This is a genomic window from Saccharothrix sp. S26 (assembly GCF_021390395.1).
Lineage (GTDB): Bacteria > Actinomycetota > Actinomycetes > Mycobacteriales > Pseudonocardiaceae > Actinosynnema.
Genome location: NZ_JAJUWT010000012.1, coordinates 92,961 through 112,599, shown reverse-complemented (window position 1 = coordinate 112,599; position 19,639 = coordinate 92,961). Strand labels below are relative to the sequence as shown.

Here is a 19,639-nt window from a genome sequence, read left to right as displayed (position 1 = left end):
CATCACTCCTGTCGTGCCGGTTCGGGGCGCCGCAGCACCAGTGCCGAGTTGCCGCCGGTCAGCCCTCGGGCCAGGACCAGCGCCGTGCGGACGTCGACCTCCCGCGCGCGGCGGGTGACCAGGTCCAGTTCCGGGCGGTGGCGGTCGACGTTGGGCGTCGGCGGGACGACACCGCGGTCGATGGCCAGCACCGCGGCCACCACGTCCAGCGGCGCCGCGCCCGCGTAGCAGCGGCCGTAACCGGTCTTGGGCGCGGTCACCGGCACCCGGCCGGCCCGCACGCCGAGCAGCTCGCGCAGCGCCCGCGCCTCGGCGTCGTCACCCCGCCGGTCGGCCAGCGCGTCGAGGAACACGACGTCCACGTCCTCGGGGCGCGCACCGGCTTCGGCCAGCGCGGCGCGGGCGGCGCGGCACAACCCCTCCGCCGAGCGCACCAGGTCGGTGCCGGTGAACGTCGCGCCGTGCCCGGCCACGACCGCCAAGCCGCGCCTGCCGTGGCGGCGGGCGACGTCCTCCCTCTCCACCACGAGCATCGCCCCGCCCTCCGCGGGCACGAAGCCCGCCGCGGCGTCGGTGTGCGGCAGGTAGGCGGCCGTCGGCTCGGCGCTCGCGCTGAGCAGGCCGTGACCCCGCTGGCAGCACAGCGCGAACGGGGAGAACGGGGCCTCCGCGCCGCCCACCAGCATCGCCAGCGCGCCCCGGCGCAGCTCGTCGACGGCGGCCGCGACCACGTCCAGCCCGCCCGCCTCGTCGGCGACCAGCACACCGGACGGCCCGCGCAGCCCGTGCCCGATGGAGATCTGCCCCGAGCCGGCGGCGTAGAACCAGGCGATGGACTGGTAGGGCCCGACGTGGGTCGGCCCGTCCCGCCACAACCGCTCGATCTCCCGCTGCCCGAACTCCACCCCGCCCGAGTAGCTCGCGGTCATCACGCCGATCCCGAACGGCGGCACGGTCGCGGGGTCCAGTCCCGCGTCGCGCAACGCCATCGACGCGGCCGCCAGCGCGAAGTGGGTGAACCGGTCGGTTTGCACCGCGATCCGCGGCTCGACCCAGTCGGCGGCCTCGAAGTCGGCGACCTCGCCCACCAGCGCCACGCCGTACGGGTCGGAGTCGAACCGGACCGATGGCCGCAGGGCGCTGCGGCCGTCGACGGCGGCCGACCAGAAGGCGTCGACACCGATCCCGGTCGGCGCCACCACCCCCGAGCCGGTGACCACGGCCGCGCGGCTCATGACCGCGCCGGGTCGGTGAGCACGACGGCCGACTGGAACCCGCCGAACCCGCTGCCCAGCGACAGCACCGTGCGCAGGTGGCGCTCGCGGGCCGTGCCGGGCACGTAGTCCAGGTCGCATTCGGGGTCGGGTGTGCGCAGGTTCGCGGTCGGCGGCACGACGCCGTGCACCATGGCCAGCACGCAGGCGACCAGCTCGATGGCCCCGATCGCGCCCAGGGAGTGGCCGACCATGGACTTGATCGAGCTGACCGGCACCTCGTGCGCGTGCCGTCCCATCGCCCGCTTGAGGGCGGCGGTCTCGTGGCGGTCGTTCTGCCGGGTGCCCGAGCCGTGCGCGTTGACGTAGTCGACGTCGGCGGCGGACCGCCGGGCCGACTCCAGCGCCCGGCACGCGGCCTCGGCGAGCTCCACGCCGTCGGTGGTCAGCCCGGTCATGTGGTGGGCGTTGCTGCGGGTGGCGAACCCGCCGACCTCGGCCAGCGCGCGTGCGCCGCGCCGGCGGGCGTGGTCGGACTCCTCCAGCACCAACACCGCCGCGCCCTCGCCGAGCACGAACCCGTCCCGGTCGCGGTCGAAGGGCCTCGCGGCGGTCGCCGGCTCCTCGTTGCGGGCCGAGGTCGCGCGGATGGCGTCGAAGCAGGCCACCGTGATCGGCGAGATCGGCGACTCGGCCGCGCCCGCCACCACCACGTCGGCCCGGCCGTCCTCGACCAGGCGGGCCCCGTGACCGACCGCGTCGAGCCCGGCGGTGCAGCCCGTGGAGACACCGCGCACCGGCCCCTGTGCGCCGACGCGTTCGGCGACCTCGGCCGCCAGCGCGCTGGGGGACAACGCCCGGTGCAGGAACCGCGACGCCCGCGACGGGTCGACCAGCCACCGCCGGCCCTCGGCGGAGGTGATGGCGTAATCGCGTTCGAGCACCGTCGTGCCGCCGACCGCGGAGCCCATGCACACCCCGATCCGCCACGGGTCCGGCGCGCACAGGTCCGCCTGCCGCCACGCCTCGTCGGCCGCCACCGCGGCGAACTGGGCGTAGCGGTCCATCCGGTCCACGTCGGCGGCGCCCAACCCGTGGTCCAGCGGGTCGAAGTCGCACTCGGCGGCAATCCGGGACCGGAACCCCGACGCGGGGAACAGCGAGATGGGCCGGGTCGCCGTGCGGCCGGCGGTCAGCAGGTCCCAGAACGCGGGCGTGCCCGTGCCGCCCGGCGCGACGACCCCCAGACCCGTGACGACCGCACGGCGGATCACCGGGCTCCCTCCACGCGGACGTGCCGCGTGCCCCCGGTCTCGGTGTCCACGTGCCCGAGCTCGGGCGCGGGGGCCAGCGGGCTGAGCTGGAACAGCACGCGTGCCGTGGTCGAACCGGTGTTGCGCAGCCGGTGGCGGGTGCCGATGGGCACCAGCACCGCCTGGTCCCGGGTCAAGGCGTGCGGCACGTCGTCGAGGTCCAGGGTGATCGAGCCCTCGACGACGAACAGGAACTCCTCGGAGTACGGGTGGTAGTGCTCGTCCACCTGCTCGCCCGGCTCCACGGTGGCCACGCCGAGGAAACCCGCCGTCGAGCCGGTGGTCACCGGGCTGAGCAGGATCCGCAGCGCCCCGCCCCGCCGCCGGTTGGCGACCACGTCGTCCAGGCTCATCACCCGGTGCGTCGGCGCGCTCATGGTCCGGGCCTGACGGTGCGGTCCGTGACCAGCGTCATCGGGCGCACCTCGTGCACGAGGTCGGCGGGCGGTGCGATGGGGTGCGGCGGCTCGCCGGCGGTCTCCACGACCCGGACCACCAGGTCGCGGCGACGGCACACGGTGACGCCCGCCTCCCCGTTCGGGAACTGCCGGACCAGCGCCGCCGCGAGCTCGCGCCCTCGTCCCGGTGCGGCCTCGTAGAGCGTCGCGTGCCGGTCCGCGCGCCCGGTCGGCTCCGACCGCGCGATCCGCACCCCCATCACCGCGGAGGCCAGGAACCGGCGCACACCGGGCTCGTCGGACATGTCGCGCCCGTGCAGCAGGTGCGGTTGCAGCAGCGTCTCGACGGCCTGGATGTGCGGCTGCGACCGGAGGTGCCGGATCGCCTCGATCGGCGTGCACCGGATGTCGATCAGCCGGACCACGTGCGTGCCGACCATGAACACCGACGTGCGGTCGAGCAGCGGGCGCGCGCGGCCGGGCGCGCCGCCGGGCGCCGGACCCCGGTAGCCGGACATGATCTCCGCCACGGCGGACTCCGAGCCCGGTTTCACCGGGAACGTCAACGCGTAGCGGCCCACGTCACGCTCCTCGGCTCGTCGGCACGCGCGTCCGCCGCGGTGGTGGCGCGTCGCACCTCGTAACGCAGCGACCGGCGCGAGACCGCGCACGCCACCAGCGGCGCGGCCAGGGCGCGGTGCTCCGGCCCGGCCTCCCACGCCAGGAAGTGGGCGGGTGAGGCCCACTCGCTGAGGACGAGCCACTCCGCCGGGTCGTCGGCGGACTGGCAGACCTGGTCGGACAGGTAGCCGTCGACCGCGGCCACCCGGTGCCGGATCGCGTCGTAGGCGTCGAGGAAGCGCTGCTCAGCGCCCTCGGTCAACCGGAGGTGGAACAGGACTCTCAGCATGGCGACCGCGTTTCGTCGGCCGGCGTCGTGATCGGACGCCGGGCGGGGTTCGACCCAGCATCGGCAGTGCGATCCACCGGTCGCAATGCCGGTGCCGCCATGGGACGACCCGTTCACCCGGAGAGGTCAGATGCCCGCGCCACGCCCGTGGGAGAGGGAGGAAGAAGGGGATCGGCGATGCCATCATCGGGTCCGCAACCCGCCCCACCGGGTACAGCTCACGGCCCGGCATCACGGTCGGTGTTCGCACCCGCCGGTCGCCCCGCCGTCGTCCGTCCACTCAGGACTACGGGCCGGCCGGTCCGGCACGACCGCACCGGCACCGCGGCGACGATCGACCAGGTCCGCACCCGCCGGTGGACCCTCCACTGTGGCGTGACGGGTGGTCGGCCGGTCCGCGCGCCGCGCGGAATGCCGAAGGAAGGGCTTGCCGGCTTCGAAATGCGGTGGGCGCCCCTCCTCGTGTCTGTGGGTGCGTGTTGAGGCGCGTAAGAGTGAACACCCGTGGTGTCCATCACACCCCAATGGTCTTTTGTGTCCATACGGCCTGGCCGTAGATGTGCGGAGACGGCGAGGTGTTCCGGGGAAACCGACGTGGAATACCGATCGGCCGCCGGTGGATCGGGGCAGTTCGAGTCGTTCCCATGAGGACTGTTTCCGCCACTTGGCCGATCCCGCTTTTTTGGGTCGGTTCACGACAGGTCGCCTGGAAATTCCATACAGCGTTGACTGGGCCGCTCAGCCGGTCGGCTGATTGAGCGGGTCGTGATCACACTCGTATGGTGGGCTCGTAATTTGTGGCGGGACGGCACCGCATCGTCCTCCGCGCGGTTGTCCACGAGCCGTCCACGGTCCCTTGCGCACGGTCAACGACGACTGGGCGGCAATCATTCGACACGGAATCGCCGGGTGGATTCACGGTGCTCCCGGAAAGGCGGGCGAAATTGTTGCGCGAGCAGGGTGTCGATTCGCCGTCGGACGCGTACGGGCCGGTGGTGTCCCGCGGGGTGCTGCGCCGGGTGGCCTACCCGGTCCTGTTGTTGCTGGTAATGGGTACCGGCGTGGCGGTGGTGCTGCTGGACTGGCCGCCGTCGGTGGTCAGCCCGCTGTTCCTGCTCGGCGTGGTCGGCTACTTCACGGTGCTGGAGCGCGTCATCCCGTTCAACCCGGATTGGCACCCGACCGCGCGGGAATGGGGCTGGTACGGCGCCTACTTCATCCTGACCGCGGTCGGCGCGGGCGTCGCCCAATTCGTGGTCACCCTCGTGGTGGGCGTGGTCGCGCCCCTCGACCCGTCGTTGCCCGTTTGGGCAGAAATTCCCGCCGCACTGCTGCTCGGTTCTCTCGGCAGCTATGTCATGCACCGGTTGGGGCACACCAACCGCTTCCTGTGGCGGTTCCACGGCGTGCACCACGTGCCGGCCAAGGTGAACGTCGGCAACAACGGCGTCAACCACGTCTTTGACATCGTCCTGGCCCAAGGCGTGGTCCAGCTCTCGCTCGCCCTGGCCGGATTCTCCGCCGACTCGGTCCTCGTCGTGGGCATGTTCGTGACCGCCCAGGGTTACTTCACGCACGCGAACGTGGACGTGCGGCTCGGCCGCTTCAACCACGTCCTGGCCAGTCCCGAACAGCACCGGCTGCACCACAGCAACAACCCCGAGGAAGCCGGCCACTACGGCTCCGACCTGGCCATCTGGGACCACCTCTTCCGCAGCTACACCTGGGTGCCCGGACGCACTCCCCGGGCGATCGGCCTGTTCGACCCGATGTCGTTCCCCCGCACCGAGTCCCTCGTCGCGAGCCTCCTGCACCCGATCCGCCCGAGGCGGCGCGTCGAGGAGCCCGGCGGCGGGACCCGACCCTGACCCCCACCCGACCCCCGCACCACCACCTCCCTGCGCCGGCCCCAACGCCGGATCTCTCCAGCGGCCCGCCGCCACCTGCGGCGGCGGTTCGCGCTGCTCTCGCGAAGGATTTCGAATCCATGCCCAAAAGCACGTCCACGAGCACATCACCTCGGGACAACCGGCTGGCGATCATCGGCATCGGTTGCCGGCTGCCCGGCGGCGCGTCCGACCACCGCACGTTCTGGCAGAACCTCCTCGACGGCAAGGACTGCATCACCGACACGCCGCCGGACCGCTACGACGTGGGCACCCTCGGCAGCCGCGACAAGGCGAAGCCGGGCAGGCTGGTCGGCGGTCGCGGGGGCTACATCGACGGCTTCGACGAGTTCGACCCCGCGTTCTTCGGCATCAGCCCGCGCGAGGCCGAGCACATGGATCCGCAGCAGCGCAAGCTCCTGGAAGTCGCGTGGGAGGCGCTGGAGGACGGCGGGCAACGGCCTGGTGAGCTGGCCGGCTCGGACGTCGGCGTGTACGTCGGCGCGTTCACGCTGGACTACAAGATCCTCCAGTTCGCCGACCTGAGCTTCCAGACGCTGGCCGCGCACACCGCCACCGGCACGATGATGACGATGGTGTCGAACCGGATCTCCTACTGCCTCGACCTGCGCGGACCCAGCGTCTCCATCGACACCGCGTGCAGCTCGTCGCTGGTGGCGGTGCACCTGGCCTGCCAGAGCCTGCTGCGCGGAGAGACCGACCTGGCGCTCGCGGGCGGCACCCTGCTGCACCTGACCCCGCAGTACACGATCGCCGAGACCAAGGGCGGGTTCCTGTCCCCACAGGGGCGTTCGCGGACCTTCGACGCCGCCGCCAACGGCTACGTGCGCGCCGAGGGCGTGGGCATGGTCGCCATCAAGCGCCTCGCCGACGCCGAGCGCGACGGCGACCCGATCCACGCGGTGATCATCGGCACCGGCGTCAACCAGGACGGCCGCACCAACGGCATCACCGTGCCCAGCGCCGACGCCCAGGTCCAGCTGATCAAGCGGGTCTGCGCGGAGGCGGGCATCACCCCGGGCGACCTGCAGTACGTGGAGGCGCACGGCACGTCCACCCCGGTCGGCGACCCGATCGAGGCCAACGCGCTGGGCCGTGCGCTGGCCGAGGGACGCGCCCCGGGAGCCCGCTGCTACGTGGGCTCGGTCAAGACCAACATCGGCCACACCGAGTCCGCCGCGGGCATCGCGGGCCTGATCAAGACGACGCTGGCGCTCAAGCACCGGCTCATCCCGCCGCACATCAACCTCGACCGGGTCAACCCCGAGATCGACCTGGACGCGCTGCCCTTCGAGATCCCCACCGAGGTCGTGCCGTGGCCCGAGCACGAGGGTCCGGCCCTCGCGGGCGTGAACTCCTTCGGCTTCGGCGGCACCAACGCCCACGTCCTGCTCGAAGAGGCGCCGCCGCGCGCGTCGCGCTCCCAGGTCGACCCCGCCGCGACCCCGGCGCGGACCGTGCTGCCGCTGTCCGCCCGCGACCCCGGCGCGCTGGGCGAGCTGGCCGCGGGCATCCGCCGTGAGCTGGCCGCGGGCGCGTCGGTCACCGACGTCGCGCACACCCTGGCGCACCGTCGCCAGCACCACGAGCACCGGTTGGCGATCGCCTACTCCACCGCCGACGACCTGGACGCGGCGCTGGCCGCCCGCGAGCGGGGCGAAGCGCACCCCGACGTGGTCGAGAACCAGGCGCCCGCCGAACCGCGCGACCCGGTGTGGGTGTTCACCGGCATGGGCCCGCAGTGGTGGGGCATGGGGCGCGGCATGATGGCCGCCGACCCGGTGTACCGCGCGGTGGTCGAACAGGTCGACGCGGAGATCCGCAAGCAGGCCGGGTGGTCGCTGATCGAGCAGATGGCCGCCGACGAGGCCGACTCGGCGATGGCGGAGACCTGGCTCGCCCAGCCCGCCAACTTCGCGGTCCAGATCGCCCTGGCGGCCGTGTGGCGCGCGCGGGGCGTGCGCCCGGCCGCCATCGTCGGGCACAGCACCGGTGAGATCGCCGCGTTCTACGAGGCGGGCGTGTACTCGCTGGCCGACGCGGTCGACGTGGTCCTGCAACGCAGCCGGCTCCAGCAGAAGCTGGTCGGCACCGGCACGATGCTCGCCGTCGGCCTGACCGAGGACGAGGCGAGCGCCCACGTGCGGCCCTACGGCGACCGCGTGTCCGTCGCCGCGGTCAACTCACCGACGTCGGTGACGCTGGCCGGTGACGAGGACGCCCTCGGCGAGGTGCGCGACGCGCTGACCGCGGCCGGCGTGTTCGCGAAGTTCCTCGCCGTCCGGGTGCCCTACCACAGCGCCCGCATGGAGGCGATCAAGGACGAGCTGGTCACCGCCCTGTCCGGGCTGCGCCCCGAACCGGCGACCGTGCCGCTGTACCTCACCGGGCGGGAGGGCCGCGCCCGCGGCCCGGAGCTGGACGGCGGGTACTGGTGGGACAACGTGCGCGACCGCGTGCGCTTCCGGGCCGCCGTGGACGCCATCGCCGTCGACGGCCACCGGTTGTTCCTGGAGATCGGCCCGCACCCGGTGCTCGCGCACTCCATCGCCGAGTGCCTGGCCGCGCACGGCATCGAGGGCCGTGCCGTGCCGTCGATCCGCCGCATGGAGGACGAGCCCGCCCGGCTGAACCGCTCCGTGGCCGAGCTGCACACCCTCGGCGTCCCGCTGGACTGGGCGGTGCTCCAGCCCGCCGGGTCGCCGGTGCCGTTGCCGCGCTACCCGTGGCGGCGCGACCGGTACTGGGTGGAGCCCGCGTCGGTCGAGCAGATCCGCCTCGGCCACCGCGACCACCCGCTGCTCGGTCGCCGCGTCGCGGGCGCCGAGCCCACCTGGGAGGCCCGGATCGACGTCGAGGACCTGCCGTACCTCGACGACCACCGCATCGAGGGCAACGCCCTGTTCCCCGCCGCCGGGTACGTGGAGATGGCCGCGCAGGCCGTGCGCGCGTTGACCGGCGGCGCGTCGGCCGCGATCGCCGACCTCGAACTGCGCAAGGCGTTGTTCGTGTCCGACACCGAGTCCAGGACGGTGCGGCTGTCGTTCTCCGGTGAGAACGCCGGGTTCACCATCGCCTCGGTCACCGATCCCGCGCAGGAGCGCGTCGTGCACGCGGCGGGCGTGGTGCGCGCCGGGCAGCGCGGGGGACCGGTGGCCCCACTGGACCTCGACGCCGTCCGCGGCCGGGCCGAACGGCTCGTCGCGGGCCCCGACTGCTACACCGAGCTGGCCGGGTTGGGCTACCACTACGGCCCGGCGTTCCAGGGCATCGCCGAGGTGTGGGTGTCCGAGGGCGAGGCGCTGGCCCGCATCCGACCCACCGCGGGCATCGACGCCTCCGGGCACCACGTGCACCCGGTGCTGCTCGACTCGTGCTTCCAGACCCTGCTCACGCCGTTGCTGGCCGCGCCGCCCGCGCCGGGCACGGGCATCCGGCTGCCGCTGTCGATCGAGGAGGTCCGGCTCGACCCGGTGGGCGACCAGGAGCTGTGGGCGCACGCCGTGATCACCGACCGCGACGGCGGCGACCTGGTCGGCGACATCCGGGTCTACGCGGCCGACGGCACCCCGCTCGGTGACGTGCGCGGGTTCCGCGCCGCCGACGTGGAGAAGGCCGCCACGGCGGTCGGCCGGGCCACCGTCGACAGCTGGCTGGCCAAGGTCGCCTGGCCGGTGTGCCCGCCCGCGCCCGAACCCGAGCACGCCGAGGGCCGCTGGCTGCTGCTGGCCGACTCGGGCGGCGTCGCGGACGAGCTCGCGGCGGCGTTGCGCGCCACCGGCAGGCACTGCCACCTCGTGCGGCCCGGGCTCGGCTACCGGCGCGGCCGGTGGGAGTCGACGGTCACCGCCGGGGAGCTCGGCGACCTCTCCCGGCTGGCCGCGGACCTCGCCGAGGAGCACGGCACGCGGTTCGAGGGCGTGGTGCACCTGTGGAACCTGGACCAGCCGGACCTGGACGGCCTGACCCGCGCCGACCTCGACCGCGCCACCGGTCAAGGCGCGTACTCGCTGGTCGTCCTCGCGCAGGCGCTGCTGGCCGGTGAGCTGACCGGCCGGGTGCACGTGGTCACCCGGGGCGCGCAGGCCGTGGCGGAACAGGACCTGGTGCGGCCCCTGGGCGCACGGGCGTGGGGGATCGGCCGGGTGCTGTGGCACCAGGAGCTGACCGCCCACCGGGGCAAGCTGATCGACCTGGACCCCACCGGACCGGTCGGACCGGAGGCCCGCCGCGCCGAGGTCGACGCGCTGCTGCGCGAGGTGCTGGCGCCGTTCGACGCGGAGGTCGAGGGCGTCGGCGTGGTCGACGAGGTCGCCCTGCGCGGCGCGGACCGGCACACCAGCAGGCTGCTCCCGGCCGCGCCCGAGCTGACCCAGCCCCTGCCGCTGAGCCTGCGCCCGGACGGCAGCTACCTGGTCACCGGCGCGTTCGGCGCGCTCGGCCAACTGCTCTGCCGCACGCTGGCCGCCCGGGGGGCGCGCCGGCTGATCCTGGTCGGCCGCACCAGGCTGCCCGAGCGGGCCTGGTGGAGCATGATCGACCGCGACACCCCGGTCGGCCGGTCGGTGCGGTTCGTCCGCGACCTGGAAGCCCTGGGCGCGCAGGTGATCCTCGCCCCGGTGGACATCACCGACGAGCGGTCGCTGGTCACGTGGTTGGCGGACTACCGCCGTGAGCACGCCCAACCGATCCGGGGCGTGTTCCACCTCGCGGGCCACGTCCGGGACACCCTCGTCCCGGCGATGGACCGCACGGGCTTCGACGCCGTGCACGACCCCAAGGTCGTCGGCGCCTACCTGCTGCACCACCACCTGCGCGACGAGCCGCTCGACCACTTCGTGCTGTTCGCCTCGATCGCGTCGCTGCTGTCCACCGCCGGGCAGACCAACTACGCCGCCGGCAACGCCTTCCTGGACGCGCTGGCGCACCACCGCCGGGCCCGCGGCCTGCCCGCGCTCAGCATCGACTGGGGGCCGTGGGCCACCGGCATGATCGAGGAGCTGGGCCTGGTGGAGCACTACCGGGTCAGCCGGGGGATGACCTCGCTGTCACCGGAAGCCGGCATGGCCGCGCTGGAGCGGGTGATCGGCCAGGACGAGCCCCAGCTGCTGGTGGCCACGGTCGCCGACTGGTCGGTGTTCCTGTCCTGGTACGGCACGACGCCGCCGCTGGTCAGCGCGCTCGCCGCCGCCGCGGCGGACTCCGCACCGGCCGAGTCCGGCAGCTTCCTGGACACCTTCCGCGCCGCTGACGCCGCAACCCGGCGGGAACTGGTGGCCGAGCGGTTCACCGACATCGTGGCGGGCGTGCTGAGGGTGCCCGCCGAGCAGGTCGAGCCGTCCTCCGGGCTCACCGCGGCCGGCCTGGACTCCCTGCTGGCGATGGAGCTGCGGGCCAGGATCACCACCGAGCTGAAGGTCAGCCTGCCGGTGGTCGCCCTGCTCAGCGGCACGCCGGTGGCCGAGCTGGTCGAGCAGGTGCACGCGGGCCTGATCGCGCACGCCGCCACCGGTGACCAGGACGAGACCGCGGTGGAGGTGTTCACCGACGCCCACCGGTTCCCGTTGACGCAGAACCAGAAGGCCCTGTGGTTCCTCAAGCAGCTCAACCCCGACGGCTTCGCCTACAACATCGGCGGCGCGGTCGAGGTGGCCGCCGAGCTGGACCCGGAGCTGATGTTCGACGCGGTGCGCACGCTCATCGCCCGCCACCCGTTGCTGCGCGCGAACTTCACCATGGAGAAGGGACAGGCGATCCAGCAGATCTCGGCGTCCGCGGAGGCCGACGTCGCCCTGTTCGACGTGGCGGACCGCGACTGGGACGAGATCTACCGGATGATCATCGCCGAGTACCGCGAGCCGTACGACCTGGAGCACGACCCGCTCGTGCGCTTCCGGCTCTTCCGCCGCGGCCCCGACCGCTGGGTGATCATGAAGGCGGTGCACCACATCATCTCCGACGCCATCTCCACGTTCACGTTCATCGAGGAGCTGCTGTCGGTCTACGAGGGACTCCGTCGCGGTGAGGCGGTGCGGCTGCCCGAGCCGACCGCGCAGTACCTGGACTTCCTCAACTGGCAGAACAGGTTCCTGGCCAGTCCCGACGCCGGCCGGATGCTGGAGTACTGGCGCGGGCACCTGCCCGAGCGCACGCCGGTGCTGAACCTGCCGACCGACAAGCCGCGGCCGGTCGTGCAGACCGACAACGGCGCGTCGGAGTTCTTCGTCCTGGACACCGACCTCAGCGCCCGCGTGCACCGGTTGGCCCGCGAGCACGACGTCACCGTGTTCGTGGTGCTGCTGGCCGCCTACTACCTGCTGCTGAGCCGCTACTCCGGGCAGGACGACATCATCGTCGGCAGCCCGGTGACCGGCCGCACCGAGGAGGACTTCGCCTCGGTCTACGGCTACTTCGTCAACCCCCTGCCGCTGCGGGCGGACCTGTCGGCCGCACCGGACGTCGGCAGCCTGCTCGCCCAGGTCCGCTCGACCGTCCTCAACGGACTGGACAACCAGGAGTACCCGTTCGTGCTGCTGGTGGAGGAGCTGGGCCTGCGCCACGACCCGAGCCGGTCGGCGGTGTTCCAGGCGATGTTCATCCTGCTGGCGCACAAGGTGTCCACCGAGAAGTACGGCTACCGCCTGGAGTACATCGAGCTGCCCGAGGAGGAGGGCCAGTTCGACCTCACGCTCTCGGTCTACGAGGACGAGGCGGACCAGCGGTTCCACTGCGCGTTCAAGTACAACACCGACCTGTTCTTCGCCGAGACGGTCAGCCGGATGGCCGGCCACTACGTGACCCTGCTCGACAGCCTCACTGGCGCGTCCCCCGACACGTCCACCGGTGAGCTCGCCCTGCTCCGGCCGGCCGAGCGCGCCGCGATCCTGGACGAGTGGAGCGGGGCGGCCCGCACCGCGCCCGCGGACGTGCCGGTGACGACGCTGGTCGCCGAGGCCGCGGCGGCCACCCCGGACGCCGTCGCCGTCGTGACGCCCGCCGACTCGGGGGCCGACCGGCTCACCTACGCCGACCTGGAACGGCGGGCCACGAGCATGGCCCACGTGCTGCGCGCGCGGGGCGTGCGGGACGGCGCGGTGGTGGCCCTGTGCCTGGAGAAGTCGGCCGACCTGGTGGTCGCCCTGCTCGCCGTGCTCAAGGCGGGCGGCGCCTACCTGCCCTTGGACCCCGACTACCCGACCGAACGACTGGAGCACATGGTCCGCACGGCGGGCACCGCCTTCCTGGTGTCCGACGGGCGCACCCGCGACCGGCTGGCCGGGCTCTCCGCACCGGTCGTCGACGTGGCCGACCTGGCCGCCGGCACGACCGCCGGCGACGACGACCTGGAACCGGTCGACCCGGACAGCACGGCCTACGTCATCTACACCTCCGGTTCCACCGGCACGCCGAAGGCCGTCCGCGTCACGCACCGCAACCTCGCGTCGGCCTTCGCCGCCTGGCGGCAGGAGTACCGGCTCGACACCGACGCGCGGGTGCACCTGCAGATGGCGGGCTTCGCGTTCGACGTGTTCACCGGCGACCTGGTCCGGGCGCTGTGCTCGGGCGGCACGCTGGTGCTGGTCCCGCGTGACCTGCTGTTCGACACCGCGCGCCTGTACGACACGATGGTGACCGAGGGCGTGGACAGCGCCGAGTTCGTCCCCGCGATCGTGCGCGGCCTGATGGGCCACTGCGAGCGGACCGGCGCGCGGCTGGACTTCATGCGGCTGCTGGTCGTCGGCTCCGACGTGTGGAAGGTCGAGGAGTACCGGCGGCTCAAGGGCCTGTGCGGCCCGGACACCCGGGTGGTCAACTCCTACGGCCTCACCGAGGCCACCATCGACAGCGCGTTCTTCGAAGGCCCGGTCGACGACCTGGAACCCGGCCGGGTGGTGCCGATCGGGCGGCCGTTGCCCAACTCGGCGCTGTACCTGCTCGACGAGCGGGGCGAACCGGTGCCGCAGGGCGTCGTCGGCGAGCTGTGGATCGGCGGCGGCGGTGTCGCCGGGGGCTACGTGGGCGACCCCGAGCAGACGGCGCAGCGCTTCGCCACCCGCGACCTGGACGGGCGGAGGGTCCGGCTGTACCGGACCGGCGACCTCGCCCGCTGGACCGCGAACGGCGTGGTCGAGCTGCTGGGCCGGGCCGACGGCCAGGTGAAGGTGCGCGGCCACCGCGTCGAGGTCGGCGAGGTGGAGGCCCAGCTGACCCGGTGGCCCGGCGTGGCGCAGGCGGTGGTGCTGGTGCGCCCCGACGCGCGCGGCGAGGACACCCTGTTCGCCTACTGCGTCCCGACCGAGGGCACCGAGCTCGACAGCCGGGCGTTGCGCGCCCACCTGGGCGAGTACCTGCCCACGTTCATGATCCCGGCCCACCTCGTCGCGGTGCCGGAACTGCCGTTGACCTCCAACGGCAAGGTGGACGTGGACGCGCTGCCGCTGCCCGCCGCGGTGGACGACATCGCCTACGAGCCCCCGGTCACGCTGTACGAGGTGCGCACCGCCAAGCACTGGCAGTCCTTGCTGGCGGTCGACCGCGTGGGCCTGGAACAGGACTTCTTCGAGTCCGGCGGCAGCTCGATCACGCTGATCGAGCTGATCCACCACCTCCAGACCGAGTTCGCCATCACCATCCCGGTGAGCCTGCTGTTCCGGGTGACCACCCTGCGCGGCATGGCCAAGACGGTCGAGCACATCGTCACCGGGCAGATCGCCGGCGCGAAGCCGTACCTGGTGTTCAACCCCGACCGGGAGCCGACGCTGTTCTGCTTCCCGCCGGCGGGCGGGCACGGCCTGGTCTACCGGCTGCTGGCCGCGCACCTGGGCGAGCACCGGCTCGCCGCGTTCAACTACGTCCCCGGCGACGGCAAGGTGACCGAGTACGCCGACCTCGTGGAGTCGTTGCAGCCACAGGGGCCCTACCAGCTGTTCGGCTACTCGCTCGGCGGCAACCTCGCCTTCGAGGTGGCCAAGGAGCTGGAACGGCGCGGGCACGTGGCGGCGCACGTGGTGATCATGGACTCCTACCGGATCCCGGAGCGGTTCACCCTGGCCGAGGAGCACGTGGCGGAGTTCGAGCACGAGCTGTCCGAGCACCTGGCCCGGCACACCGGCTCGGCCACCGTGGCGGAGGAGACCATGCGGCAGGCGCGCGAGTACCTGCACTACTCCAGCGCCACGCCGAACCTGGGCACGGTGTCCGGGCCGGTCACGGTGATCTCCGACGAGCAGAAGGTCGAGTTCTACGCCGCGTCCGCGCACGGCACGTGGCACGGCGCGTCCGGTTCGGGCACCACCGTGCTGGCCGGGTCCGGCGTGCACGCGGAGATGCTGGACGGGGAGCACCTGACCCGCAACGCCGACCTGCTGCGCGCCGTCCTCCAGGCGGGAGGTGTCCGCGATGTCGCGTAACGCCAGGGTCGTCTGGGAGCGGCGGACCCGCACCCCCGACGTCAAACCCAGGGTCATCGTGATCGGCGCCGGCGTGGCCGGCATGGCGGTCGGCTGCTACGGCCAGATGAGCGGCCTGGAGACGCGGATCTTCGAGTCGCACGTGCTGCCCGGCGGTTGCTGCACGGCCTGGGCCCGCGACGGCTACCTGCTCGACTACTGCATCGACTGGCTCAACGGCACCGCGCCCGACAACGAGGCCAACCAGGTCTGGCGGGAGCTCGGCGCGCTGGACGGCAAGACGGTCACCACGTTCAGCGAGTTCAACCGGGTCGTCGCGCAGGACGGCCGCTCGGTCACCTTCCACACCGACCCCGACCTGTTGCAGGCGGAGCTGGAGTCGTGCTCGCCCGCCGACGCGGCGGAGATCCGGGCGTTCTGCGCGGACCTGCGCCGCTTCGGCCGGGTGGACATCCACCCGTTCCTCACCCCGCCGCCGCTGATGTCGTGGCGGGAGAAGCTGAGGATGCTCGGCAAGGTGCTGCCCGCGTTCCGGTTGTTCTGGCGCACCGGCGGCACCCAGATGGCCGACTTCGCCGACGGCCTGCGCGACCCGTTCCTGGCCACGGCGTTCCGCAACATGTTCTTCCAGGACCCGCAGAACTTCGCCCTGCTGCCTTACCACTACACGATGTCCCAGGCGCACAAGGGCAACGTGGGCGTGCCGCAGGGCGGGTCGCTCGGGCTGGCCCGGTCGATCGAGGAGCGTTACGCGGGCCTGGGCGGGCGCATCGACTTCCGCGCCAAGGTCGTCCGCGTGCTCGTCGAGGACGGGCGCGCGGTCGGCGTGGAGCTGCGCAACGGCGAACGGCACTACGCCGACCACGTGGTGGCCGCGTGCGACGGGTTGACCACGGTGTCCAAGCTGCTGGGTGGCGAGCACAGCAACCCGCGGTTGGACACCCTGCTCAACGAGGTGCTGCCCGACCCGGAGCAGCTGTACCCGGCGCTGGTGTCGGTGTTCGTCGGCTTCCGCGGCGACGTGGGCGCGGACGAACCGGTCAGCACCACCTACCTGCTGCCCGACGAGGACGCCGCCCGGCTGCCCGGCGCCCTCCAGAAGAGCCTGGTGGTGCACCTGAGGTCGCGGGTGCTCGCGGGGCTCGCGCCCGAGGGCCGGTCGCTGATCCACTGCAACTACTTCAGCGACTTCGAGACCTGGAAAGCGCTGCGCAAGACCGACCGGCGGGCGTACTGGGACCTCAAGCGCGAGCTGGCCGCGTTCATCAGGGAGTTCCTGGAACGCCGCTTCCCCGGCATCGGCGAGCGCATCGAGCTGGTCCAGATCGCCACGCCCGCGACCACCGAGCGCTACACCGGCAACCACCGCGGCGCGATCCTGGCCTGGAAGTCGCCCAGAGCGGACGACCTGCTCGACGAGCTGATCGCCAAGGACAAGTTGGCGCTGCCCGGCCTGGCGGGCTTCCACCTGGCCGGGCACTGGGTCGGCGGCGGCAGCCTGATCAAGGCGGCGTCGTCGGGCCGGTTCGCCGTGCAGTACCTGTGCCGCGAGCTCGGCGTGCCGTTCCGCGCGCAGGAGAGCGGCGGCACCGAGCCGTGGCACGCCGGGAAGCTCGGCGAACTGCCCCAACTGGACAACTGGACCGAGCGCCCGCGGGCCGCCCGACCGACAGCGAGGACGTCACGGACATGACCGGCGAGCGACGCAAGACGATGATCGTCATCGGCGCCGGCCTCGGCGGGCTCTCCGCCGGGTGCTACGCCCAGATGAACGGGTACGAGAGCCGGATCTTCGAGATGCACGAGATCCCCGGCGGGTGCTGCACCGCCTGGGACCGCGGCCAGTTCACCTTCGACTGCTGCGTGAGCTGGCTGCTCGGCAACGGCCCCGGCAACGAGATGCACCAGATCTGGCTGGAGCTGGGCGCGTTGCAGGGCAAGCAGATGCGCCACTTCGACGTGTTCAACATCGTGCGCGGCCGGGACGGGCGCTCGGTGTACTTCTACTCCGACCCCGACCGGCTCGAAGCGCACCTGCTCGACCTCTCGCCGGCCGACGCCAAGCTGATCCGCGAGTTCTGCGGCGGGCTGCGCAAGTTCCGCCGCGCCCTCGCGGTGTACCCGTTCCTCAAGCCGGTGGGCCTGATGGGCACGGTGGAGCGGGTGAAGATGCTCGCCTCCTTCATCCCGTACTTCAACGTGGTCCGCAAGTCGATCAGCACGCTGATGACGGACTACTCGGCGCGGTTCCGCGACCCGCTGCTGCGCGAGGCGTTCAACTACGTGCTGTACGAGAAGCACCCCGCGTTCCCCGTGCTGCCGTTCTACTTCCAGCTCGCCTCGCACGCCAACCTGTCCGCCGGCGTCCCCGAGGGCGGGTCGTTCGGATTGGCCAAGTCCATCGAGCAGCGCTACCTGAGGCTGGGCGGCGAGGTCACCTACAACGCCAAGGTGGAGGAGATCATCGTCGAGGACGGCCGGGCGGCGGGCGTGCGGCTGGACGACGGCCGCGAGTTCCGCGCCGACGTCGTGGTGTCGGCGGCCGACGGCCACACCACGATGATGAAGTTCCTCAAGGGCCGGTACCTCACCGACGAGTACCGGGAGCTCTACACCGAGACCATCGAGAAGCCGGGCATGGTGTTCCCCGGCTACGTGTGCCTGTTCCTCGGGCTGAACCGACCGGTGCCCGAGGGCGACCCGTGCACGACGCACCTGCTGACCGACGAGGAGAAGGCCGACCTCGTCGGCATCCGCGACGCCAGCATCAACATCCAGTTCCGCAGCCGGCACTACCCCGAGCTGTCGCCCGAGGGCACCACCGTGGTCTACATGACCTACTTCGCCGACATCGCGCCGTGGCGCGAGGTGGACGACTTCCCCGAGCAGGTGACGCGCCGCCGGGGCGGTGAGGTGCTGCACACGCTGCCGGTCCGGCACGGCCGCGGCTACTACGAGAACAAGCGCAGGACCAGGCTGGCCCTGATGCGCTACCTGGAGAAGCGCTACCCCGGCATCACGGACTCGGTGGTGGCGCGGGACCTGTCGACGCCCCTCACGCAGGTCAGGTACACCGGCAACTACGACGGCACGGTGCTGGGCTGGCAGCCGTTCGTCGACAGCGGCGAGACGCTGGAGGAGCTGGTGAAGAAGTACGGGCCCGGCCTGCCCGGCCTGCGCGACTTCTACCAGGCGGGCGTGTGGGCGACCACCGGCGGCCTGATCCGGGCCGCCGCGGCGGGCCGCCAGGTCATGCAGTTCATCTGCCGGGACGACGGCGTCGCGTTCACCGCGCACGTCGACGACACGGCGCCGCCGCCGACCCACGTCGTCATCCCGGTGGGACCACAGCCCGGCGAGGCCGCGGGTCGGCCGCTGGCGGCGCAGGCGGGGAGCCGCGGGTGAAGATCGAGAAGTGGGTGGTCCGCGAGCACCTGCCGGGCCTGCCCGACGTAAACCGCGTCTACGAGAAGGTCGTCGAGGACGTCGACGTCCGGCTCGCGCCGGACGAGATGCTGCTGGAGACCCTGTACGTGTCGGTCGACCCGTACCAGCAGGGGCTGGCGCTGGACACGCCCCTCGGCGAGCACATGGGCGCCGACTCGGTGATGCGGGTGCTGCGGGCCGGTCCCGACGCCGAGCACCGACCCGGCGACCTCGTGCAGGGGTTCGGCGGGTGGCGCAGCCACGTCATCAGCACGGGCGCCCCGCAACCGTGGGCGTCGACCTGGCACGTCGGCAGCGCGGCGCCGCTGGTGTTCCCGGGGTTCCGCGCGCTGGACCCGCAGCTGTACGGCAACACCGTGCCGCTGTACACCGCGATCAGCGCGCTCGGCGGCCCGGGCATGACCGCGTGGGGCGCGATGACCAAGGTGCTGCACGTGCGGCCCGGCGACAACGTGCTGATCAGCGGCGCGAGCGGGGCGATCGGCTCGGTGGCCGGGCAGTTGGCCCGACGCGCCGGCGGCCGGGTGGTCGGCACCACCGGCTACCCGGAGAAGGCCGACCACCTGCGCGAACTCGGGTTCCACGAGGTGATCGAGTACCGGCCCGGCGATCCGGCCGAGCAGGTGCGCGCCCGGCTCGCCGAGGTGTTCCCGCACGGCGTGGACCGCTACCTCGACACCCTGGGCGGCGTCCTGACCGACGAGGTGTTCGGCGTGCTGGCGGTGGGCTCCGAGATCGCCGTGTGCGCCCAGTTCGAGAGCCAGGCGGGCGGCCCGCAGGAAGGGCCGCGGCTGCTGCCGCTGCTCATGCGTCCCAGGGCCACCGTGCGCGGCATCTTCTCGCTGGAGTGGCTGGAGGACCCGGCCTGCGTGAAGGACCTGGAGGAGCGGTTCGGCCCGCTGGTGGCGTCGGGCGAGGTGGTCTACGACCACACCGTCCACCACGGGTTCGACGCGATCCCGCACGCCTACCGCAGCCTGTTCGTCGACCGTGCGGCGAAGCGGGGCAAGGTGCTGGTCGAGCTGTAGCCGGCGCGAGGT

The 19,639-nt window shown here is 72.7% G+C and carries 10 protein-coding genes; 5 read left to right on the top strand and 5 right to left on the bottom strand.

Annotated features, from left to right (window positions below; translation table 11 throughout):
* Window positions 1-2: 2 nt before the first annotated feature.
* The 5 genes from LZG04_RS20665 to LZG04_RS20645 are packed head-to-tail and all read right to left on the bottom strand — an operon-like array spanning window position 3 to window position 3,835.
* Window positions 3-1,235, bottom strand: a complete 1,233-nt coding sequence (locus LZG04_RS20665) for a beta-ketoacyl synthase N-terminal-like domain-containing protein (protein WP_233819392.1) — start codon at window positions 1,233-1,235, stop codon at window positions 3-5.
* A complete protein-coding gene (locus tag LZG04_RS20660) occupies window positions 1,232-2,488 on the bottom strand; it encodes a beta-ketoacyl synthase (protein ID WP_233819391.1) in 1,257 nt (418 codons plus the stop codon). Before LZG04_RS20660 ends, LZG04_RS20665 begins: the two co-directional genes overlap by 4 nt.
* Window positions 2,485-2,904, bottom strand: a complete 420-nt coding sequence (locus tag LZG04_RS20655) for a cupin domain-containing protein (RefSeq protein ID WP_233819390.1) — start codon at window positions 2,902-2,904, stop codon at window positions 2,485-2,487. The genes LZG04_RS20660 and LZG04_RS20655 overlap by 4 nt, the downstream gene beginning before the upstream one ends.
* Complete coding sequence (locus tag LZG04_RS20650) at window positions 2,901-3,506, bottom strand: SchA/CurD-like domain-containing protein (protein WP_233819389.1); 606 nt, start codon at window positions 3,504-3,506, stop codon at window positions 2,901-2,903. Before LZG04_RS20650 ends, LZG04_RS20655 begins: the two co-directional genes overlap by 4 nt.
* Window positions 3,488-3,835 carry an antibiotic biosynthesis monooxygenase gene (locus tag LZG04_RS20645; RefSeq protein WP_233819388.1) on the bottom strand — a complete coding sequence of 116 codons (348 nt, stop codon included), beginning with the start codon at window positions 3,833-3,835 and terminating at the stop codon, window positions 3,488-3,490. The genes LZG04_RS20650 and LZG04_RS20645 overlap by 19 nt, the downstream gene beginning before the upstream one ends.
* Window positions 3,836-4,755: 920 nt before the next feature.
* On the opposite strand from LZG04_RS20645, the gene LZG04_RS20640 reads away from it, so the two are divergent.
* From LZG04_RS20640 to LZG04_RS42620, 5 genes are all read left to right on the top strand, one after another.
* Entirely contained in the window at window positions 4,756-5,703 is a 948-nt protein-coding gene (locus tag LZG04_RS20640; protein ID WP_233819387.1) for a sterol desaturase family protein, read from the top strand.
* A gap of 119 nt (window positions 5,704-5,822) precedes the next feature.
* Window positions 5,823-15,152 carry a non-ribosomal peptide synthetase/type I polyketide synthase gene (locus LZG04_RS20635; protein WP_233819386.1) on the top strand — a complete coding sequence of 3,110 codons (9,330 nt, stop codon included), beginning with the start codon at window positions 5,823-5,825 and terminating at the stop codon, window positions 15,150-15,152.
* Window positions 15,142-16,845: an NAD(P)/FAD-dependent oxidoreductase gene (locus tag LZG04_RS20630; RefSeq protein WP_233819385.1), complete on the top strand. Its 1,704-nt coding sequence runs from the start codon at window positions 15,142-15,144 to the stop codon at window positions 16,843-16,845. Before LZG04_RS20635 ends, LZG04_RS20630 begins: the two co-directional genes overlap by 11 nt.
* A complete protein-coding gene (locus LZG04_RS20625; RefSeq protein ID WP_233819383.1) occupies window positions 16,842-18,557 on the top strand; it encodes an NAD(P)/FAD-dependent oxidoreductase in 1,716 nt (571 codons plus the stop codon). Before LZG04_RS20630 ends, LZG04_RS20625 begins: the two co-directional genes overlap by 4 nt.
* Entirely contained in the window at window positions 18,554-19,627 is a 1,074-nt protein-coding gene (locus tag LZG04_RS42620) for an NADP-dependent oxidoreductase (RefSeq protein WP_233819382.1), read from the top strand. Before LZG04_RS20625 ends, LZG04_RS42620 begins: the two co-directional genes overlap by 4 nt.
* Window positions 19,628-19,639: the final 12 nt, after the last annotated feature.